Origin of the sequence: Parabacteroides vesiculifaciens (genome assembly GCF_049860805.1) — a bacterium.
Taxonomy (GTDB): domain Bacteria; phylum Bacteroidota; class Bacteroidia; order Bacteroidales; family Tannerellaceae; genus Parabacteroides.
Genome location: NZ_CP187555.1, coordinates 1,184,131 through 1,205,045, shown reverse-complemented (window position 1 = coordinate 1,205,045; position 20,915 = coordinate 1,184,131). Strand labels below are relative to the sequence as shown.

The 20,915-nt window shown below is 46.3% G+C and carries 10 protein-coding genes; 1 reads left to right on the top strand and 9 read right to left on the bottom strand.

Features of this window, described 5'->3' with window-relative positions; all coding sequences use genetic code 11:
* Window positions 1–27: 27 nt before the first annotated feature.
* A complete protein-coding gene (mobC, locus tag ACPYIV_RS04700) occupies window positions 28–2,046 on the top strand; it encodes a conjugal transfer protein MobC (protein ID WP_004291482.1) in 2,019 nt (672 codons plus the stop codon).
* Between the two features lie 131 nt (window positions 2,047–2,177).
* Here the strand turns inward: mobC and ACPYIV_RS04695 are convergent, their stop codons facing one another.
* The 9 genes from ACPYIV_RS04695 to ACPYIV_RS04655 form a co-directional block, all read right to left on the bottom strand.
* Entirely contained in the window at window positions 2,178–5,432 is a 3,255-nt protein-coding gene (locus ACPYIV_RS04695) for a P-loop NTPase fold protein (RefSeq protein ID WP_004291481.1), read from the bottom strand.
* Between the two features lie 16 nt (window positions 5,433–5,448).
* Window positions 5,449–6,579 carry an ATP-binding protein gene (locus tag ACPYIV_RS04690; RefSeq protein WP_004291480.1) on the bottom strand — a complete coding sequence of 377 codons (1,131 nt, stop codon included), beginning with the start codon at window positions 6,577–6,579 and terminating at the stop codon, window positions 5,449–5,451.
* Window positions 6,580–6,881: 302 nt separating this feature from the next.
* A complete protein-coding gene (locus tag ACPYIV_RS04685) occupies window positions 6,882–7,487 on the bottom strand; it encodes an RteC domain-containing protein (RefSeq protein ID WP_004304269.1) in 606 nt (201 codons plus the stop codon).
* Between the two features lie 238 nt (window positions 7,488–7,725).
* A complete protein-coding gene (locus ACPYIV_RS04680; protein ID WP_004291474.1) occupies window positions 7,726–8,148 on the bottom strand; it encodes a dihydrofolate reductase family protein in 423 nt (140 codons plus the stop codon).
* Between the two features lie 279 nt (window positions 8,149–8,427).
* Window positions 8,428–9,750, bottom strand: a complete 1,323-nt coding sequence (locus tag ACPYIV_RS04675) for a sigma-54-dependent transcriptional regulator (RefSeq protein ID WP_004291471.1) — start codon at window positions 9,748–9,750, stop codon at window positions 8,428–8,430.
* Entirely contained in the window at window positions 9,743–12,061 is a 2,319-nt protein-coding gene (locus ACPYIV_RS04670; protein WP_004291467.1) for a hybrid sensor histidine kinase/response regulator, read from the bottom strand. Before ACPYIV_RS04670 ends, ACPYIV_RS04675 begins: the two co-directional genes overlap by 8 nt.
* Entirely contained in the window at window positions 12,061–13,986 is a 1,926-nt protein-coding gene (gene tet(Q), locus ACPYIV_RS04665) for a tetracycline resistance ribosomal protection protein Tet(Q) (RefSeq protein WP_004291466.1), read from the bottom strand. The genes ACPYIV_RS04670 and tet(Q) overlap by 1 nt, the downstream gene beginning before the upstream one ends.
* Before the next feature lie 657 nt (window positions 13,987–14,643).
* Complete coding sequence (locus ACPYIV_RS04660; protein ID WP_008017100.1) at window positions 14,644–20,460, bottom strand: N-6 DNA methylase; 5,817 nt, start codon at window positions 20,458–20,460, stop codon at window positions 14,644–14,646.
* Window positions 20,450–20,902 carry a DUF1896 domain-containing protein gene (locus ACPYIV_RS04655; protein WP_004304266.1) on the bottom strand — a complete coding sequence of 151 codons (453 nt, stop codon included), beginning with the start codon at window positions 20,900–20,902 and terminating at the stop codon, window positions 20,450–20,452. Before ACPYIV_RS04655 ends, ACPYIV_RS04660 begins: the two co-directional genes overlap by 11 nt.
* Window positions 20,903–20,915: the final 13 nt, after the last annotated feature.

Genomic DNA, 20,915 nt, shown 5'->3' with positions numbered 1-20,915 from the left:
GAGTATCAACAATTAAAAAATCAATGTATGTCACAACAAGAAGACGATTTGAGGGCATTGGCGAAAATCATGGATTTTCTGCGTGCCGTGAGTATCATTTTAGTGGTCATGAACGTGTACTGGTTCTGCTACGAAGCCATCCGGCTGTGGGGCGTGAACATCGGCGTGGTGGACAAAATCCTTCTGAACTTCGACCGCACGGCGGGGCTGTTCCATTCCATTCTCTACACGAAGCTGTTTTCCGTCCTTTTGCTTGCCTTGTCCTGTCTGGGTACGAAGGGTGTCAAGGGTGAGAAAATCACTTGGGGGAGAATCTGGACAGCATTTGCCGTCGGGTTCGTGCTGTTTTTCCTGAACTGGTGGTTGCTGCCCCTGCCGCTGCCGCTTGAAGCGGTGACGGGACTGTATGTCCTTACCATTGGAACGGGCTATGTCTGCCTGTTGATGGGTGGTCTGTGGATGAGCCGCCTGTTGAAACACAATTTGATGGAGGATGTTTTCAACAACGAGAACGAGAGTTTCATGCAGGAAACGAGGCTTATCGAAAGCGAGTATTCGGTCAATCTGCCGACACGTTTCTATTACAGGAAACGCTGGAACAACGGTTGGATCAATGTAGTTAATCCCTTCCGTGCGTCCATCGTGTTGGGTACGCCGGGCAGCGGCAAGTCCTATGCCGTGGTAAACAATTTTATCAAGCAACAGATTGAAAAGGGCTTTAGTCAATACATCTACGATTTCAAGTATCCCGACCTATCTACTATTGCCTACAACCATTTGCTGAACCACCCGGACGGCTACAAGGTAAAGCCGAAGTTCTATGTGATCAACTTCGACGACCCGCGACGCTCTCATCGGTGCAATCCCATTCACCCGGATTTTATGGAAGATATTACGGATGCCTATGAGAGTGCCTACACAATAATGCTCAACCTCAATAAAACGTGGGTGCAAAAGCAGGGCGACTTCTTCGTGGAGTCACCTATCATTCTGTTTGCCAGTATTATCTGGTATCTCAAAATCTATCAGAACGGGAAGTTTTGCACGTTTCCCCATGCTATCGAGTTTCTGAACCGCCGTTACGAGGATATATTTCCGATACTGACCTCTTATCCGGAGCTGGAGAACTACCTTTCGCCGTTCATGGATGCGTGGCTTGGAGGGGCTGCGGAGCAGCTCATGGGTCAGATAGCGTCGGCAAAAATCCCGCTTTCGAGGATGATTTCACCGCAGCTCTACTGGGTGATGTCAGACAGCGAGTTTACGCTGGACATCAACAATCCCGAAGAGCCGAAAATCCTCTGCGTGGGTAACAATCCCGACCGTCAGAATATCTACGGTGCGGCACTCGGTCTGTATAATTCCCGTATCGTGAAGCTCATCAACAAGAAGGGGATGCTGAAGTCATCGGTCATCATCGACGAGTTGCCCACAATATACTTCAAAGGGTTGGACAATCTTATAGCTACCGCCCGAAGCAACAAGGTTGCCGTGTGTCTGGGCTTTCAGGATTTCAGCCAGTTAGTGCGTGACTACGGGGACAAAGAGGCGAAAGTGGTGATGAACACTGTCGGCAATATTTTCTCCGGTCAGGTGGTGGGGGAAACAGCCAAGACGCTCTCCGAGCGGTTCGGTAAGGTGTTGCAGAAACGGCAGTCCATCTCCATCAACCGGCAGGATGTTTCCACCTCCATCAACACGCAGATGGACGCGCTCATTCCACCGAGTAAGATTTCCGGGCTTACGCAGGGAATGTTTGTCGGTTCTGTATCCGACAACTTCAACGAGCGTATCGAGCAGAAGATTTTTCATTGCGAGATTGTGGTGGATGCCGAAAAGGTGAAACGGGAAGAAAGTGCCTACAAGAAAATTCCCGTCATTACAAACTTCACGGACGAGGACGGCAACGACCGCATGAAGGAAACGGTGCAGGCGAACTACCGGCGCATCAAGGAAGAGGTGAAGCAGATTGTGCAGGAGGAACTGGAGCGTATCAAAAACGATCCGGTGCTGTGTAAACTGCTACCAGATAATGAGACTGTCTAACAAGTCCCCAAAATTGAAAATTATCCCTATCGAAGTTTGAAGTGACCCCCAAAAGTTGGATACAATTTTTTTGGGGGGCACTTCAGTTCTGACGGGTAAAATCGTAAAATTCGGACTTGTTAGACAAATACTTACGCGGTTTCAACCTCAGGTACTGAATCTATCGAATTGACAAATTTAACCAATTGCGGATCTGAATCTTTTTGTATGAGGTTTCGGAGACTCTTTTTCAATTCATAAGCATCATCCCCTGCTGTATTTATTAAATCCATATAAAAATCTTTGTTTTGCAGAATCAATGAACGGCATGCCCCATCGGAAATTACAGGTTTCACTATTTTATCAATAACGTCTCCAGCTTGACTTTTCAAATTACCATGCGATCTAAGCCATGTTTCGAAAAATTGAAACTTTATTGCATTGATAGTCTTTTTACCGATGCAGAAATCATTTCTTATATCGGTAACTGTCGATTTAATTTTTCGTTTATCCAATCTTTCAACTATATTCTTGAAACAATTAGGGAAAGGATTCAAACTTTGAGTTCCAGAAGCAATATCCATCAGAATCTTTTTGCCAAATTCAGTCAAGTTATCTGGCAAGGATTTGATTTTAGCCAGTAAATGTTTTATTGCGACAAACCAATAATATGATGTATGTGCTGTTCTTTGGGCGTATAATGTATCAACACTTATTTCAGACAACGCTTCGAACGCTATTTTATTGATATGATCGGTCAGGACATTGCTTATTTTAGTGGTCAAATCGTAAAAAGATGCGTCAGGAATTACATCTTTAATATTGTTCTTAGTGATATACTTATCCAAATCGGTATTCCACTCTGCTAAATGCTCGATAAATACCTCATCCGTTACACCTATTCTGTTCTTAATATCTTCAAATTGGGGCAATATGTCTGAGAGCAATAATTTATAGCCAAGTTTATGATTTACCATGTATTGTAGTGTTTCATTTAATAGCGGTATATTCCATCCCACACTATTTACTAATAAGTCTCCATGATCCACATAATAGTCCATGAGTTCTGCAACATATTTTATATCTCCACCCTCTATTAAGGAAACGGAATGACCATGTGCCAATTGCATGGCGACTAAATCGTAATATCCAGACTCTTTAATGTTTCGGCCATCAGTTTCTAATTCAGAATGCAACTGATTTATGTAGGTTGAATCTAACGTTACAGGTAAAGGTCTTTCTTCGTCAGATGCCAATAAACGATAGGTTGTAAATATAGCCCCTATATTATCTTTATTTACATTCTGTTCATCAATGCAATTCGTGATCGCTTGCAAAAGCGTTGGAAACGTATAGGTAGAATTATCTTTTAACGTTTTTACAATATCTGCATGGTCGAAATTATCGGGTAGTAAGTTTGCCAAATAATTATCGAGCGCCTCCGAATTTGTTGCTACTTGATAATATTTATATGCTTTAGTTGTCGCGTTATCCCGATAGGCAGCATCTGTTGCATTTGCAGCTTGAATATAATCGATAAATGTATTTGGCTTGACTGTTTTTGCTTCAATCAATGACGTAAAATCGCACGCCAACTTATTTTGCGCAATAAACCTGTCTATTGCATCTAACGTTTTGAAATAGTCGCCGCCATTGAAGTCATTGAACCGAACTATCTTCTTATATAATTGAGCAATCACATGGTTTTGGCTTTCCGTGTCTAAATGCAACAGCAGTTCTTGGTATTCGACAGGGAACACCTGCTTCTCTATGGATTCTTTTAATTTCAATTGTGCTATTCTTTGCCATACACGCAGAATAACATCGCTCTTTCGAGTTAATTTATGCAAACAATGTATAATCTTATCGATAAGCGCATTGTCCATACATTGTATAACTTCTTCTAATACAGTGTCAAATTGTTTATTAGTCTCTGCATATTGATTTATGTCGTGGTCTTCTTCTCCGTTGATGCAGCCTTCAATATATTTTTTCAATGGAATTTGTCGAGCATCTTCAACATCGACACCATATACCAAAGCTGCAATTTCGCGTTGTGTTTGCAGATCATTGTTAATTATTGTTTGAATGCCATTCAGATAGTCGCCGGACAATATTTGTTCTACTGGATTTGCCAGAATATCCGTCTTCTTCAAACAGAACAATGCTATGTTTATCATCAAAATTTCGTTACACCACTCTTGTTTAAGAGCGACCATCTCATTGATATATGATATAATTTCCCTAACATTGGCATTAGGATTTACCAATCTGAATATCCGATTTATAGTTTCTTTCGCTTCATTTTCTGTTTCTCCAAATGCTTCAACAAACAGTTTGTTGAATATACTTCGATAGTCGGTAATAACAGGAGGAGCGACACGATAAACAATAGGGAAAGTTTTATTGATAAAATACTTGGTCAGTTGTTTCGTTTGTTCGTCGGTCTCATCTCCGAATGCACAAGCTAAATGTGTTTCATCGAAAGGAATAACAGCCCAAACATTTTCAAAACCGCTATCGGCGAAGAACGTATGGATAGAAGACCATAATTCTTTTACTTTTTCAGCGGGGAGACGATCCATGTTGTCAAAAACAAGGACTAATTTACGTTGTCCTTTTTCCTTGATAAAATCAGAAATGTCTTGCATCCATGTTTTGAACTCGTAAACCGTTGGTTCGTCTTCGCTCAAAGTCTCATAGCAAACGTCCTTTTCGACTTTATCTTGATAAATAGCTAACATATAACTCCATCCATATTTATGATCTTTGCTATATGCCCATTTCCAAACGCACAATGCAATAAGAACTGGCAGTGCAGCTATGATAATAGACAATAAAGAAAACCACCATGTTGTGGGTGTAGGTTTTACTGCATACGCAATAAATGTAAATATCGGAGTTAAAACTGCAACCAAAAATGCCGCAACCATACCATTACTGATAAGGGGATATTTTTCGGTTACGGTCTCCGTTTTACGGGCTAATAAATATTTCAGCTTTTCAGACCATGATACGGTTTTCGTACCTCCACCTTTGACTTTTATTGTTGCATTTCCAGATAGGATACCATCATCAATAAGTTTGCTTGTAAGCAATTCCAATATAGAGCGGCGTTGCAAGTCCTCTTGATGTCCCCATGCGTCATACTCAAAAAAGTAATAGTCGTCTGATAATTCACGTTCCAACATTTTAACCACGTTGGATTTTCCAGATCCCCAAATACCTTCGATGCCGATAATTCGAGGTAAAGTACATTCCTCATCCAATGAATCATTCTGACAAAAATGGCGAGCAATAGTTTTTGCCAACCTTTCTTGCGAACCTCCATCGAATTTGTCAATACCACACGGTTTATTTTGGATAAACCGCGGATATTGCTGTTTGGATTGTAGTTTTGTTTCCATATACGTAATTTATTGATTATACGAACTCCAAATAATTCTCCCGATTTACCACATGAAACTCGGCATAGGGATAGGCTTCTTGGAAGGCTTTCGGTGCGGCCGGCATTTTATTTCCCCACTTGAACTCCAAGGCGGTAAGACTGTCGGCACTCTCCTCAATCAGGTCGATTTCCTGTTTGTCGTAGGTGCGCCAGAAATAGAACTCCCTGTGCAGTCCCTCATTGAAGTTCGCTTTGCGCCGCTCTCCGATGATGTAGTTCTCCCACAGCGCACCGACATCCTGCCGAATGGCCAGCGGTGAGAAAGCCCCGATAATGGCATTGCGAATGCCGTTGTCGTAGAAGTACCACTTGCCAGCTTTTGTAACCTCCTTGCGTAGGTTACGCGAATAAGCCCCCAGACGATAGATAACGAAGACCTTTTCCAATAGGTCGAGGTATTTTTCAACGGTCGTCTTGCTCATGCCGAGTTGTTTACCTAACTCTTCGTAAGAAACTTCGCTGCCCAACTGAAAAGCTATCAATCGCAGTAGATCGCGCATCTTGCTCGAATTTTTTAAGCCGTCAATTGCTAAGATATCTTTAAGCAGGTATGCACCGACAATATCACGTAGGTAGTCTGTTTTACGTTCATAGTTCTCCATCATTACTACTTCGGGATAGGAACCGTAAATCAAGCGCGCTTCGAGGTTCTGGCGGGTTTCAAGTGCCGTTTCCGTCTGTGCGATTTCCCGTTGCGAGAATGGTGTAAGGAGAAATTGCGTACTGCGGCCGACCAACGGTTCACCAGTCTTATTCAGCAAATCGAATGACGAAGAACCACTTGCCAAGACACTTATTCCCGGTATTTCATCAACTATCAACTTCAGAATACTACCGATTTGTGGTATGTTCTGTGCCTCATCAATAGCCAGCAAATCAATACCATCCAATAAATGCCGATAATTGGCTATTGAGCGATTCTCCAATAGTGCTAATGTGTCGTAGTCTTCGCCGTTGAGCATCATCGTCCTACCTGAATAGTTGTCCACAATTTTACGCATCATTACCGTTTTACCAACACGGCGAGCACCAAAAATCAGTACTGCTTTATTGGGCGCGATTCGTGCTGTAATCTTCTCTTGAAGTATTCTATTTACTGTTTCCATACCTTATAAAATATAATGCAAAGATAATCATATTTTTTTTAATTGGCGAATTTTACAAAAAAAACGGGCTATTAAATGGCGATTTTTACAACCACAATCTTATGGAAGTTGTTTCATTGTTTTTAGTAATGATATATGTTCATACTATGATGACTCAATAATTTACCAGACATACGTTTCTGAAATTTGTCCTTATAGGAATGAAAAACTCACATATATTGTGCTAATTAATATATAATTAAATGAAAATAAAAAGACAGGATACGAGTATTCCTGTCTTCTCATATGTAATGGATATTTTTTTATTTTCTCATCCGCTCCAACTCCTCATCACGCAACATTCTCTCGTTCAGTTTTTCCTGCATCCTGTCAATGAAATAGGTGCGGCTTTCGTTCTTCCGGCGTTTGATATCAGTGTAGAAGCGGTAGCAGTCTTTAGAATCAACCCCGAATATCTTATAGAGAAGTGGGGCGAGCTGTTTGAGCGGCATATTGCCGTTGTTGATGCAGCCCATCACGTCTATGCCGTAGATAAGTTCCACGAGGTCGATGGCATTGCCCGTCCATTGAAGAAGGCTGGCGGTGGTTTCTGTTGCGTTGTTGGCGGATATTAGTGGTGGCACTTGGGGCGTGGCAAGGAATTTCTGCATCTTTCTTACGAAAGACAGAGCCTTGCTGACGTAGGCGGCAATCTCTCTTTTTTCTTCTGACAGATTACGTACGGGATGGTGCTGCAACTCGATTTCGATGTAGGCAAGCGCGATGACGGTAAGGTTCATGTCCATGCCGCCGTTGCACAGTTCGATCACTTGGGTGGCGAAAGCCGTGTATGCCGTTTCCATATTGCAGTCGCCGGCTTCGTTTATCAGGCGGAAAAAGTCGGTTTCCGCCAGCAAGAAATAATTCATGGTTCTGTCAATTTTGAAAATTACACTTTGTTTTCTGCGTGCGCACATGAATATAATTGGCAAAAAACGCGGCAGAAAATAAAAAATCCAACACTCAATTTTACAAAGTGCTGGATTTCAGAGGTATAAAATTCAGTATTTTTTCACAAGGACAAATTATCTCCGACTTAAATTGTTTGTAATCGGAACATTTATTCTATTCCTGAAAATAGAAATGTATGCTTGCCGCACATTTTGGCTATCTTGCTTTTTTATCAAGGATATAGATAATGCGACATACACCGTTGGGATAGCTTTTCAAAGAGGAAAGCGTCCAGTGTTGCTCTGGCAGAGCCGACTTAAAAAAATGTCGTCCGCTTCCGGATATGAAAGGAACGGTGTATAGTATGATTTCATCCACAGCGTGCATCCGCAGCAGTCCGTTTATATAGTCTGCCGTGTCCGGTGTGGCTTCCGCGAGGTAACGGATGTTTGTGCAGTCTTTTCTCCATTCGTGCAGCATTGAAATGGAATAGTCCGGTGTCACACGGTAAAAGGCTTTCTTCCTGATTTCATCAAGACCGCAACGGTCAAGGCACAAATCCTGATGTGCTTTATCATATAACTCTGAAGAAAGACATCCGTCCATCGTCAGTACGGCGAGAATCTGAACTTTACCCATAATCGTTTCCTTTCGTTAGGCAAGGGTAAAAAAGTAGCGTGCAATTCACACTACCTTCAAGCGATGGCTCTGGTAAAGCCTTTACGGAGAGTACGTGAATGCACGCTATGCGTAAGCATAGCATAAGCATCACGCAATCGTCTCCGTAGTTCCAATTTACCAGATTTTCGCTTGAAACGCCTTGCGGTCTTATCCTATATGTTGGCGGCGAAAAGCTCCTGCCAATCGCCGTTTTTCTCAAATGTTATGCAAAGATAGCCAAATTCAGTGAATTACGGGCTATGATTGCTTGAATTTATATTTAAGTCCATACTCTTCAAGTTTGCTGTATAGTGTTGTCCTGCCTATGCCGAGCAGTTCTGCGGCGACACTCCGGTTGCCGTTTGCCTGTTTCAACGCACGCAATATCCGCTCCTTATCCTCCGCGTCATTGCGCAAGGCGAAGCTGACAGTAGAGGTCGGTTTCGTCACGGCAAGTTCCAGATGCTCTTTCATGACAACACCTTCCTGCGCCTGCAATACAGCACCCATAACTTTCTGCCGAAGTTCCCGCACGTTGCCCGGCCATGCGTGTGTCAGCAACGCTTTACGTGCTTCGGAACTGAACCCGCTCACGCTACACTCCAGCTCTCTGTTTGCCATATCACGGAAGAACTCTGCCAGCGGCATAATGTCTTCTTGACAGTCACGCAACGGAGGAACGGTTATCCCGAAGTCGTGCAGGCGGTACAGAAGATCCTGCCGAAAACGCTTTTCATTCACCGATACCTCCAAATCTTCATTGGTAGCAGCGATGATGCGGACATTGAAATTCCGGTCTGCCTTGTCTCCGACCGGGCGATACCGCCTCTCCTGTATGGCACGGAGCAACATCTGTTGGGTTTCCAACGCGAGGTTTCCTACCTCGTCCAGAAACAACGTGCCGCCTTCCGCCTCATGGAAATATCCTTTCTTGGCATTGTCCGCACCTGTAAATGCACCTTTGACGTGTCCGAAGAAAGCCGACGGTGCAAGCTCTTTGGAGAGTGAACCGCAGTCCACCGCCACAAATGGCTTGCCTGCACGTTTGCTCTTGTCATGCAACAGGTGGGCAATATGCTCCTTGCCCGTGCCGTTCTCACCAAATATCATCACGCTCATATCGGTGGCGGCTACCAGCCTTATGCGGTGCATGATTTTCTGAAAGGCGGAACCTTCACGGGCGAATATAGGCATACGGCGTTGTCCTGCCTGACGTTCTTTCAGTATGGAACGGATCAGGGGGACAAGTTTATCCTCCACAAGCTGTTTGGGAATATAGTCTATCGAGCCGAGTTTCATGCTTTCCACGGCGGTATTAACTTCGGCGTAGTCGGTCATAATGATGAAGGGCTGCATCTTTCCCTCCTTTCGCATCCAGCACAAAAGGTCTATGCCACTGCCGTCAGGCAGACGCAGGTCGGCAACCACGATATCATTATCTGTTGCCTGTTGCAGATGTTTCTTCGCGGTTGAGAGGTGGTAAGCCTTCATATTGCGGTAGCCCTCCCGTGACAGCATATTGCAGACATATTCGCAATACACGATGTTGTCTTCCACCACAATTATTTTTGTCTTATTCATCTTCGTATTTTCTCCTTTCCTCTTCTGCCAACCGTATTATTTCCACTCCCTTATCCAGCACGGCAGTCACGGCATGGCTTAACGCTTCACCATCCGGGAGAGCATCGCCACGAAGCAATCCGTAAAGTACATTCAGCGGTTGGTCGGCACGGAGCACCTCCCACGAACTGCGCAGGTGGTGGATCAGGGAATCCAGCTTTTGCAGGTCTTTTTCTTTTGCTGCATCCCGTACCGCCTGCATTTCCTTTTCTGTTTCAGTTATCAACTTTTCCAGCATGACGGCTTCATTGCCATAGGACAATAAGGCGGAAAAGTCCGGTTTCCCGTCCGGTGTCGCTTTTATGGCACACCTGTCGGAAACCTCCATCAGTTCCGATATGGAGAACGGTTTGAACAGGCATCCGGCAAAGCCTTTTGCCAATAGTTCCCCTTTGTTACAACTGCCCGAAGCGGTTGCCACAACCACCGGGATTGTTGGTGAATTGCCCACGTTGGACGAACGCAACAGTTCCAGCAATTCGAAACCGTTTATATCGGGCATATTCAAGTCTGTCAGCAACAGGCTGTATTCTTTCTGGCGTATCATTTCCATCAGTGCCGCAGCATCGGTGCAAGTGTCGCAGTGTATTCCTTCTTGGGAATACATCTCTTTCAGCATCAGAAGTAATACCTCATCATTGTCAATGGCGACAACATCATGGAATTTATTGTTATGATAAACAGGTGTATTGCTTGTATATCCAAGCTGTTCTTCAGCTTCCTGCATAGAAATTTCAACTGTGAAACGACTGCCTTTCCCTTTCTTGCTGTCTAAACGGATTGTTCCGCCAAGCATCGACACAATATTACGCATTATGGCAAGCCCAAGCCCGAAACCCTCCTTTGCGGCGGCATTTGATAGACGTTCAAACGCACCGAACGCTTGTTTCTGTTCCTCTTCTGTCATGCCTGTACCTGTATCTTCAACGACCAGTGTCAGAACTCCATTATCATATTCAGTAATCAAAGAAACACCGCCTTCTTCTGTGAACTTGACAGCGTTTGACAGCAGGTTATTCCCGATTTGTATTATTCGCTCTTTGTCGGTCAATACAATGGCATCGTGTCCAGTCTTCACGGACAAGGACAGCCCTTTGTTCACGGCAACAGGCATGAACTCCGTTTCAAGTGTGTGCGTGATTGCTGAAATCCGGCAGGGTGACAGACGGGGCTGTTCCTTGCCGTTGTCCAGGCGGAAGAAGTCAAGCAAAGTGTTAAGCATATCCCGCATACGGTCGGAGGATTGCAGTATGTTTTGGATATACTGCCCGGACTTATCCTCACACTGTTCTTTCCGTATCAGTCCGGCATAGCCTGTTATTGCTGTCAGCGGTGTGCGCAGTTCATGGGTGATAGTATGTACCGCCTTCTTCCTTGACGTTATCAGTGCCTCGTTCCGTTGTACGGATTGTTCCAGTTGCCTTATCAAATCAGTTGTCTTGTGCTTGTATTGTTTAATGCTTTTTGCATCACGATGTATGATGATGTAGGAAATTAACAACAATAGAAGAACGAATCCCATTAAACCGCCTACTTGCATAAATGACTTTTCACGCATGGCAACTATTTCGTTTTCCCGGCTTTGCAGTTCGGTTTGTACCTTTTCTTCTATTTGGCAAATCAATTCTTGCAGTTGTCTGTTAAGTTCTGCATTACGAGCTGCAAGGCTGTCGGCTTGTTCCGACAATTGGCGATCCTGCACTTTCTGTTCGCTGATTACGTTTCTATTGACCGAATGAAGGATAGTGGTTGATACTGCTGGAGTTACTTCCTTTTTTTTGCCGAATATGCCTAAGAAACCTTTTCGTTTTGGCTTTTTGGACTGTTCCTGCACACTTTTCTGTACAATAACCGGAATTTGATTGGCTATCTTCTTGTTAATAGATTGTTGTTCATCCATTAACCGGACTATCTGGAACATCTGTCGTTCCTTATCCTCTAAAAGACTGCGCACACTATCGATGCGCTCTGCTGGATAGGTGGCCTTGAAACGGCAGAGCATACTGTCCATTGCCATACGCCGTGCATGGTAATGCTCGATATCTTTATCGTTCCATTCCAGTATTGTTTCACCCAATAGAGAAAATTTTATCATTTGAATATTGATATTGTTTATTTCTTTTCGGAGCTCGTCTATTTTTTTATTGCCAAGTTCTAATGCTTCTATCTCCTGCCATTCATAGAGGCTATTATATGCCATACATCCGATAAGAATGGAGATAAGTATATATCCCAACCGTATTGCCTTATAGAAATTTCCTGACCGCTCCATTATTTTAATGACATTGATTTTTGGAACATGAATAAAAGTTTATCTTTTTCGTTCATGCGGATATTATCAGAATAACCGTCTTTTGTTATTTGATACCCACATGGCTTAACCATAAAAATGCCTAAGCCCTTAGTGTACGAACTTACTTCTGAGGCATAGTCTTTACTTGTATTTAATGGAACTTTCCCTTTAATATGACACCACTCATTATTACAACTGATGTCTTCAATCTCAGACATCAGTTTTTGCAAATCTGTAATAGCTTTGGAACTCGCTACTTGGGGTATCTGCAACTCAAAACAGAGCATCGGTTCGAGAATGTCCACACCTGACTGTTGCAAAGCCAGCCTGAAGACATAAGGGGTCAGCTGTCTGAAATCAGCAGGTGTACTTACCGGGCTATAATACTCGGCTTGAGTAAAAGTTACTTTCAGATCTGTCACTTCCCATCCATGTAAACCAGATTGGCAAGACATACGAATCCCTTCAAAAACGGCATTTTGAAAAGAATGGTTCAGATAACCATAGGAGATGTCACTTTCGATTTGCAACCCTGCCCCTAACGGTAAGGGTTCAAGAGTCAGCCCTATTGTGGCCCAGTAAGGGTTGGGTGGTACTTCGATCTGAATAATCTTATTGACCTTTTTTATAGGTCGTTCTTTGTAGATAGTCTTGATCTCATCAAAATGGACCTTTACGGAAAATCGTTCTTCCAGCAATGTCTGTATGATTTCCTTTTGGGTCAAACCATATAACGAGATTTCCAATTCATCACTATATGAGTTTATGGAAAAGGACAAAGACGGGTCTTCAATCCACAATGTATTCAGAGCGGATATCACCTTGCTTCTCTCTTCGGGCTTATTTGGCCGGACGGAGGATTTGAGAGCGGGATGCTGATGAGATAATCCTTGAATCAAACAAGGTTTAGCACCTAAATAATCTCCGATTCGAAAATCTTCTATATCTTCTACAATCGCGATATCATTGGCACCCACTTCATCAACATTTATCTCTCTGCCCTGATAAATAGTCTTTAGATTTTTAATCTTGATGAATTTTTCCGAATCGTTGATTCTTACAACGTCTCGAAGTCTCAGACTTCCGTCAATTATTTTAAGAAAACTTCTTTTATGCCCTTTGGGGTCATGCTCTATCTTATAGAGATAAGCTGAAAGTCTGTTTGAGACTGATGCCGGAGGAAGTATAAAAGAAGAAATGGCGTCCAACAACTCATTGATACCGATATTGAACATTGCTGATCCATGTAGCACCGGATAGACTTTGGCTTTTGCCACAAGAGCGATTATCGTATTCCAATAATCAGCCGGTGAAATTTCGCTATCCGCCAAATATCGTTCTAATATATCGTCGTCATGGTTGCATACAAATTCTTTGTATTCTTCCTTTATATATGTTTGGGAGCAAACCGGATAAACCGATCCATCGACAACAGTTTGCATAAACAGGACATCTTGCGACAGATTTGTTTTTATATCCATATACAAACGCTCCAAATTCACACCGGCACGGTCAATCTTATTGATAAATATAATTGTCGGGATTTGCAGCTTTTGTAAAGTACTGAACAGCAACTTTGTCTGCGCTTGTATGCCTTCCTTTGCGGATAAGATGAGGACTGCTCCATCAAGCATTTTGAATGTCCGCTCCACTTCCGCAATAAAATCCATGTGTCCCGGAGTGTCAATGATATTGCATTTCACTCCATTCCAGATAATAGATGTCGTAGAAGCCCGGACAGTAATTCCTCTACGTTTCTCTATATCCATAGAGTCCGTTATGGTGTCACCATTATCCACACGGCCGCACTTTTCCGTTGCTCCACTGGCAAACAGCAGATTCTCGGTTACGGAAGTTTTTCCTGCATCAATGTGAGCAAGAATTCCTAAATTTATAATATTCATTTGGATTAAGCAATAATATACTACAGTAGATGCATTGTCGAAACGCACCTTTTAATACCTCCTCGTAGCATATGAGAACTACAGGATTACTAACTCGTATTAATATGTATATTATTACTGCCGCATAACGATTACAAAATTACACAAAAAAATATATCTAACAAAAGTGGGAGGATTTTTTAACTTTTTACCATAGACATTTTATTAGGGAAGCGTAGGTTCAACTGGCAAGTACAAATAAGTAGAAATGTTTGAACAACACCGTTTTAGGAAGTTGAAAAATCAAGTTTCTCTCTCGGTATAGCGTTTATTTTGGCCAATATCTTCTTTAGTTTAGCATTTGTGTATTTCCCATTCGTGTTCTATTTAGCTCCTTATTATGAGTATGTAGCAAGTTACTTATCAAATTCAGCCTCTTTGAGGGTCAAATATGGTTTTGCAAATGGTGACTGACAAGACATAAACAAGGTCAGCAGGAATTTTTTACATAAATGGACATGAATGTATATAACCTAAAATAAGAATAAATTTTAATAAGGGCTGCCCAAAAAGAAAAAAATGCAGTTGCCATCCTATAGATACTTGCAGAAAGGATAAAATTTACTTTTAGACCTTTTGGGATAGCCCTTATTAATACTTCAGATAAAATTCCTTAGGTTATATTTTCAATCCTTTGGACCGGGTTTCCTCCTTGGCATACAGTCCCGGACGCCCGATTATGACATGGTTGGCAACGATACTATCCGCCGGACTGCGTATCTGCGGCGGTGCATTTTCGGGATATTGCGCCTGCCTGTTCCTCACATCTTCCGCTTCCGGCTTGAGCTGTTGCCCTTCATTCTCCTTTTCTGCGACTTCGGGCGTGGGTGGCGCAAGCTCCAGCTGAATTTTTCGGTCAAGGGCGGCAAGTTCGGACTTCAACTGCTTCAGCTCGTCCTCCTTCTTCCACACCTTACCCGCTATCTCCTGTAACTGCGGTATCTCCATCTCCAGCACCTCGTTCTTCGCCTTGTACTGGTCGATGATGGAGGGTATCCTCTCCATCGCGTTGAGGAAGTTGCGGGCGGCGGCCAACGGGTCAGCCATCGCCAGATGCCCGTTGTTGTAGGTGTACTTGTAGTTCCCCTCGACCACGAAGCGGTTGTCGGTGAACTCCAATCCCTCTTTGAGTATCCTTTCGCTCACCACCTTTATCGGAAAACCGTAAAGTTCACCGACCTGCGTGTACAACCCTCCGGTCGTGGCATTCTTGGCTATCTCCTGCAAACGCTTTCCGATGACCTTCTCATCGGCGGAATCCACTCCGTCCACCTTTATTATATTAAGGCGGTTGCCCTCCTTGTCGGTCTGCACCACCGACAGGAAGCGGTTCCAGTCCTCCGTCATGGCATCTATGAAAGCCGTGTTGTTGCGCAACTCGCCGGTCTTTGACTCCAGCTTGAACTCCGAATCACGCTTGCCCTTGTTGAACGACTTGCGTTCCCCTTCGAGCGATGCGATCCGCTTTTCCAGTTTCGCCTTGTCCAACAGGTCGGTATTGCCGGAGAGCAACGCCATGTATTCCGAGAAATTCATGCCCGATTTTTCGTCCATTGCCCCCTCGTCGATGGTACGCGCACCCATCGCACCGCTTTTGAGCTGGCTTATGAAAGTCTGCTTGCAGTGCAGGAGGTTGAACTTGTAGCTGTCCAGTGACTTCTCCACCGCGTAGATGATTACATCCACGTTGTTCCCGGCGAAATGTTTGGCAATCTCATTACCTGCCCTAACTCCGCGTCCGTCACGCTGTTGCAAGTCGGACGGTCGCCACGGCGTATCGAGATGATGGATAGCCACACACCGTTTCTGGGCGTTCACACCCGTTCCGAGCATAGAGGTAGAGCCGAACAGCACACGCACCGTCCCGGCGTTCATGGCGTCTATCACCGCCTTCCGCGCCTTGTCGGTCTTGCACTCCTGAATGAAGCGCACCTCGCTTGGCGGTATACCGTAGTCCTCCGTCAGTTTGCGCTTGATTTCCGAATAGACGTTCCACCCGTCGCCCGGCTGGTATGTCCCCAAATCAGAGAAAACGAACTGCGTGCCTTTCTGGGCGTCGTATTTTTGATAATACTCCGCGATCATCTTGGCACAGTGACTCGCTTTGTTGTCGGGATGATCTTCGTAATTCGGGTCTATCATGCGCATGTCGAGTGCCATTTTCCGGGCATAGTCCGTGGCGATGAGCATCTTCGCCTTTTCTTCCGTTTCCGAAAGCGGCAGCCTGCCCAACAAGGTGGCATCGCCCGTCTTGGCGAACTGCATCAGTTTCTGTATGAAGTCCTCCTGTTCCGGCGTGGGCGGTATATGGTGCAGTATCTCGTTCTTGGCAGGACGGTCAACGCCCACATCCTCCGCCGTGCGGTAGTCCGTGATTTCATTATAGAAGGCGGCAAGCTCCGGCACTTTGATGAAGTAGCGGAAACGCTCCTTCTGGACCACATTGTTCGTCACGTTAAATTCAAAATCCGTCGTCTTCTTGGCAAATATCGCCGCCCAAGCGTCGAAACACCTTATGTCCTGCCGTTCCAGCTCCTTCGGGCGCAGGTACTTGAACAGCAGGTACAATTCAGTCAGTGAGTTGCTGATAGTCGTGCCGGAGAGGAAGGTCGCACCCAAGTCTTTTCCTGTGCGCTCCTGTATGGTGCGTATGGCAAAGAGCATGTTAAGTGCCTTCTGGCTTCCCTCGCTGTTTCCCAATCCCGCCACACGGTCGTGGCGCGTGTTGAAAGTCAGATTCTTGAACTGGTGGCTCTCATCTATGAAGATGTGGTCGATGCCCATCTGCTTGAAATCCACCACGTCGTCCGTGCGTGACTTTATGGCGTGTTCCACCTTCTCCAGCTTCGCTTCAAGGTTGTGCTTGCGCTTCTCCAATCCTTTCAGCATCGCCCGCGACACGTTCTTTCCCTGCTGCCGTAGCACTTCGAGGTTTTCCTCCACCGTGTCAAGCTCTGCTTGCAGGATGCGCTGCTGCAATTCCGGCGACTGCGGTATCTTGCCGAACTGGTCGTGCGACATGATGACGCAATCGTAGTCGTTGTTCTTTATATTATTGAAGAAGCGCACACGATTGGCGGTCGAAAAGTCCTTCTCCGAAGCGTACAGAATACGTGCGTTGGGATATGCCGCCTGATAGGTGGCTGCAATCTCCGCAACGTTGGCTTTCAGCCCGATAATCATCGGCTTGTGTGCCAAATTCAGACGCTTCATCTCATGCGCGGCGATGCACATTATCAGCGTCTTACCGGTTCCCACCTCGTGGTCGCAAATTCCGCCGCCGTTCTGTTTCAACATCCAGACGCAATCCATCTGTGAGGGATAGACGCTCTTGATACCCCGGCTTGCCAGCCCTTTCAGGTTGAGGTCGGGAAAGGTCTGATGGGAGCCGTCGTAGCGCGGGCGCACGAAACAGTTGAACTTGCGGTTATACATCGTCACAAGCCGCTCCTTGAACTGCGGCGACTGCTCTTCGAGCCATTCGGAGAAGCCGTTTCGTATCTCGTCAATCTTGGCGTTGGCGAGTTGTATTCCCTCGCTGTCGCGCATCTTGATGTCGTTGCCATGCTCGTCCTTGCCGATGGACTTCATCATGTCAGGGCAGGTGTTGTGCAGGGCGTGTTTTAGGAGGTGCATACCGTCATAGTTCCGGTAATACCCCTTCACCAGAAACTCGTCCGTGATTTTCATGGTGCGGTAGCCGCACGCCACCGAAAACTCGTCCATGCTTGCGGAATAGGCGATTTTCACCTCCGTGTCGAACAGCCGGCTCATGTAGGCGGCATAGACACCCGTCGGAATCCAGCGTTCCCCGAAATTGAAGTCCAGATCCTCGAAGGCGATGCGCTGCGGCTCGGCATCTTTCAGAGCCTCCAACGCCTGCTTCACCTCCGGCATACGCTCATTTTCGGGATTGTCACCCATCCATGCCTCTATGCGTTCCGCTTTCTCTATGACATTTCCGGCGATGAAACGGTCTTTGATTTCGTAACCGGTCACGAGCGGATTGTAGTAGATGCGCCCTTGCAGGGCAGTGAGCAAATCCTCCGCCGTGCTGTCGGTTATCTCCCGCATATAGTCGAGATTGACCGTACCATATTTGTTGAGCGACGCAGACAGGGCTTCTTCGGGAGAGCCTACGTTGGCATGGCTCTCCACCGCGAAGGAAACAGGATGCTCGAAGATGTCCGCCTTGACGAACTTTCCGTTTTCCATCCGTTCCAGCGAAAGGATGTCGCGCCCGCCCGCATCCATCATCACTAACTTCACGTTCTGCTTGGCGTTGAGGTTGCCGTAGCGCATGACAAACTCATCGTAACAGGTATTCAGATGCTCTCGCCACGGAACATTTGCCTCGCGCCGGAGCGATTCATAACGGTACAGACGCTCGTAGGCGTCACGCAGCGACACATACAACAACGCCTTTTCCTTCTGGTATCCTTTCAGGTCGAGCGGCTGGAATGTCGCCCCGTATGGCGTGATGTCTTTCAGGTAGCCGATGTTATGACGCCCCCGGTCAGCCACCAGCGACCCTTCGCGCAGGTGCATCTCCGGCGTGCGGTGGTAGGCACGCGGAGAAAGGTCCACGACTTCCTCCTTCGGCTTTTCCGCTTCGATGTCGGGGAAAAGGAAAGTCCCCACCGCTTCCGATGGGGTATCTGTAACGGCAGGTGCGGCGACTGCCTCCGGCTGTGTTTCCTCCTGTCGTGGCTGCTCACGGGAAGTTTCCGGCACGGCTTTCACTTCCGTCTTTTCCGCCACTTGTTTCTCGTTATGCTGCCTTGCCAGTTCCCGAAGTTCTTTCCTACGCTCCGGCGTCAAACCCATCATCATTTCATAGAAACCGTTGATGGGAGGATTGGTATCCCAGTCCAGTGTGGCATAGATGTCGTCCGGGTCGGCAGGCTTGGCGGTGTTCTCCGCTTTCACCTCCTTATTCTCCATAGCGGGTTTTGCAGTTGGAGCTGTCGGTGTAACCGTGACTTTCGGTTTGGGCGGAGTGGACTTTGCCGTAACTGCCTTTTTCACCGTCTTTTTCTTTTTGGAGGTTTTCGGTTGGCTGACCTCTTCCGTCATCCCCCAGAGGTCAAGCAGGGTGAGCTGCACGCCTGCGGAATATTGCGGGCGCGGTTCTATCTCCGGCTTTTCATCTGCGGGTTGCGGCTTTTCTGTCGGAGTTTCCACCGTCTGCGCCGAGGATACTGTTTCCAATTTTATGGCAGGACGCTCTACTTTATTTTGAACGGCAACTTTTTCTTCCGTTCCTGCCTGCCGGATTGAACCCGAATACAAGCGCATGGCAAGCCTGTAATGGAAATCCTCGTCGAGCATACGGCGCAAATCCCCGGCGATGCCTGCTGCCTTGCCCTCGTGCAGATAAACCATAGCGGGCTTCCCGTAGGGGTCTGTGTCAAGTTTCGCCATCGTATGCACGATGCGTTCCGGGTGGTGGATGAAATAGGCGTTGTCGGTCAGGGCGGTTTTCGTGTCCGTCTGTATCACGGTCATCAGCCGCTCGTCCTGCGACATTTCCTTCTTGCTGAGGTTCTTTTGCAGGACAATCAGGTCACTGCCCACCTCCGTGCCCGCGTTGTCCGTGAACAGGTTGTTGGGCAGGCGTATCGCGGATACCAGATTGGCCTGACTGAACAGCTCGTTACGCACGGAGGTCTTGGTGCTATTCAATACCCCTTGCGAGGTGATGAACGCCACGATACCGCCGTCACGCACGGCATCCAGTCCTTTGAGAAAGAAATAGTTGTGGATGGTTTTCTGGGCGGAGCGTCTGCCGAAAGAGTCGCTCCGCTGAAACTCCGCGTCGAACACGGCAATGTCACCGAACGGAATGTTGGACACCGCCAAGTCGAAATAATTGTTGAACGGTCTTTCGATTTTCTCAAAACCGCAGGTGCGCATTTTCTGGTCGGGATAGAGATGCCTCAAGATTGTACCCGTGAGCAGATCCTTCTCGAAAGCCATCACATCCGCATTGGGGCTGTGCCGCAGCATGGAATCCACGAACACGCCGACACCTGCCGACGGTTCGAGCATACGGGCGGGGCGGACGCTGTAATCTGCCAGCACGTCCGCGATGGTGTCGGTTATCTCTTTGGGGGTGTAGAAAGCGGTCAGCACGGACGCTTTCAGCGAATCCACAAACCGCTTGTACTCTGTTTCGTCCTTGCTGTTCTCACGGATAAGCCTGTGCAGCTCCACCGTCGGGGCGAACAGTTCGAGGTCGGATTTCGCCCACCGGACGGCATCCGTCAGTTCCTTTGCAGGGTTGAGGATACATTTCAGACCGCCGAAACCGCAGTACCTTTGAAGTATGGCACGCTCTTCGGTTGTCGCTGTCCTATTTTCCCTGTCAAGGATGAATGCCGTCCGTATCGCCTCGATGTTGTCCCGCAGTTTCTGTTTGCGGTTAAACGCCATATTCGTCTAAGTAAAGGACGGTTGCTCCCGTCAGCTCCGTGTAGAGCAGGTCGTAATCGGAAGACAGGGCGAAATTGTCATCCGAGAGGTCATAGACGGAGAACACGTTGCCGACAAGCGGCAGCAGTTTCAGGACAAAGGCTTCACGCTTCTCTTCCGGCACTTCATCGGCAAACTCGTTTTCCACGACTTCGCGGAGGATGGCGTAACGGGAATAATGCAGCCCGCGCAGCAGCGTGTCCATCGCCAGTTCCTGCGCACCATCGGCGGGATAGCCTTCAAGCCGTGCCCTCTCATACGTTTCGGCGGCACGGTCGGCCCGTTCCCGTATGAAAGCGGTGTCGTCAGCCTGTTCAAACTTGTTCGTGCGGAGATAGTCCAGCAGGTACAGACCGTAATAGGAAAAGTCGGTCTGACCCTCGTTTTTCTTCTTGTTGTTCATTACTTTGGATTTA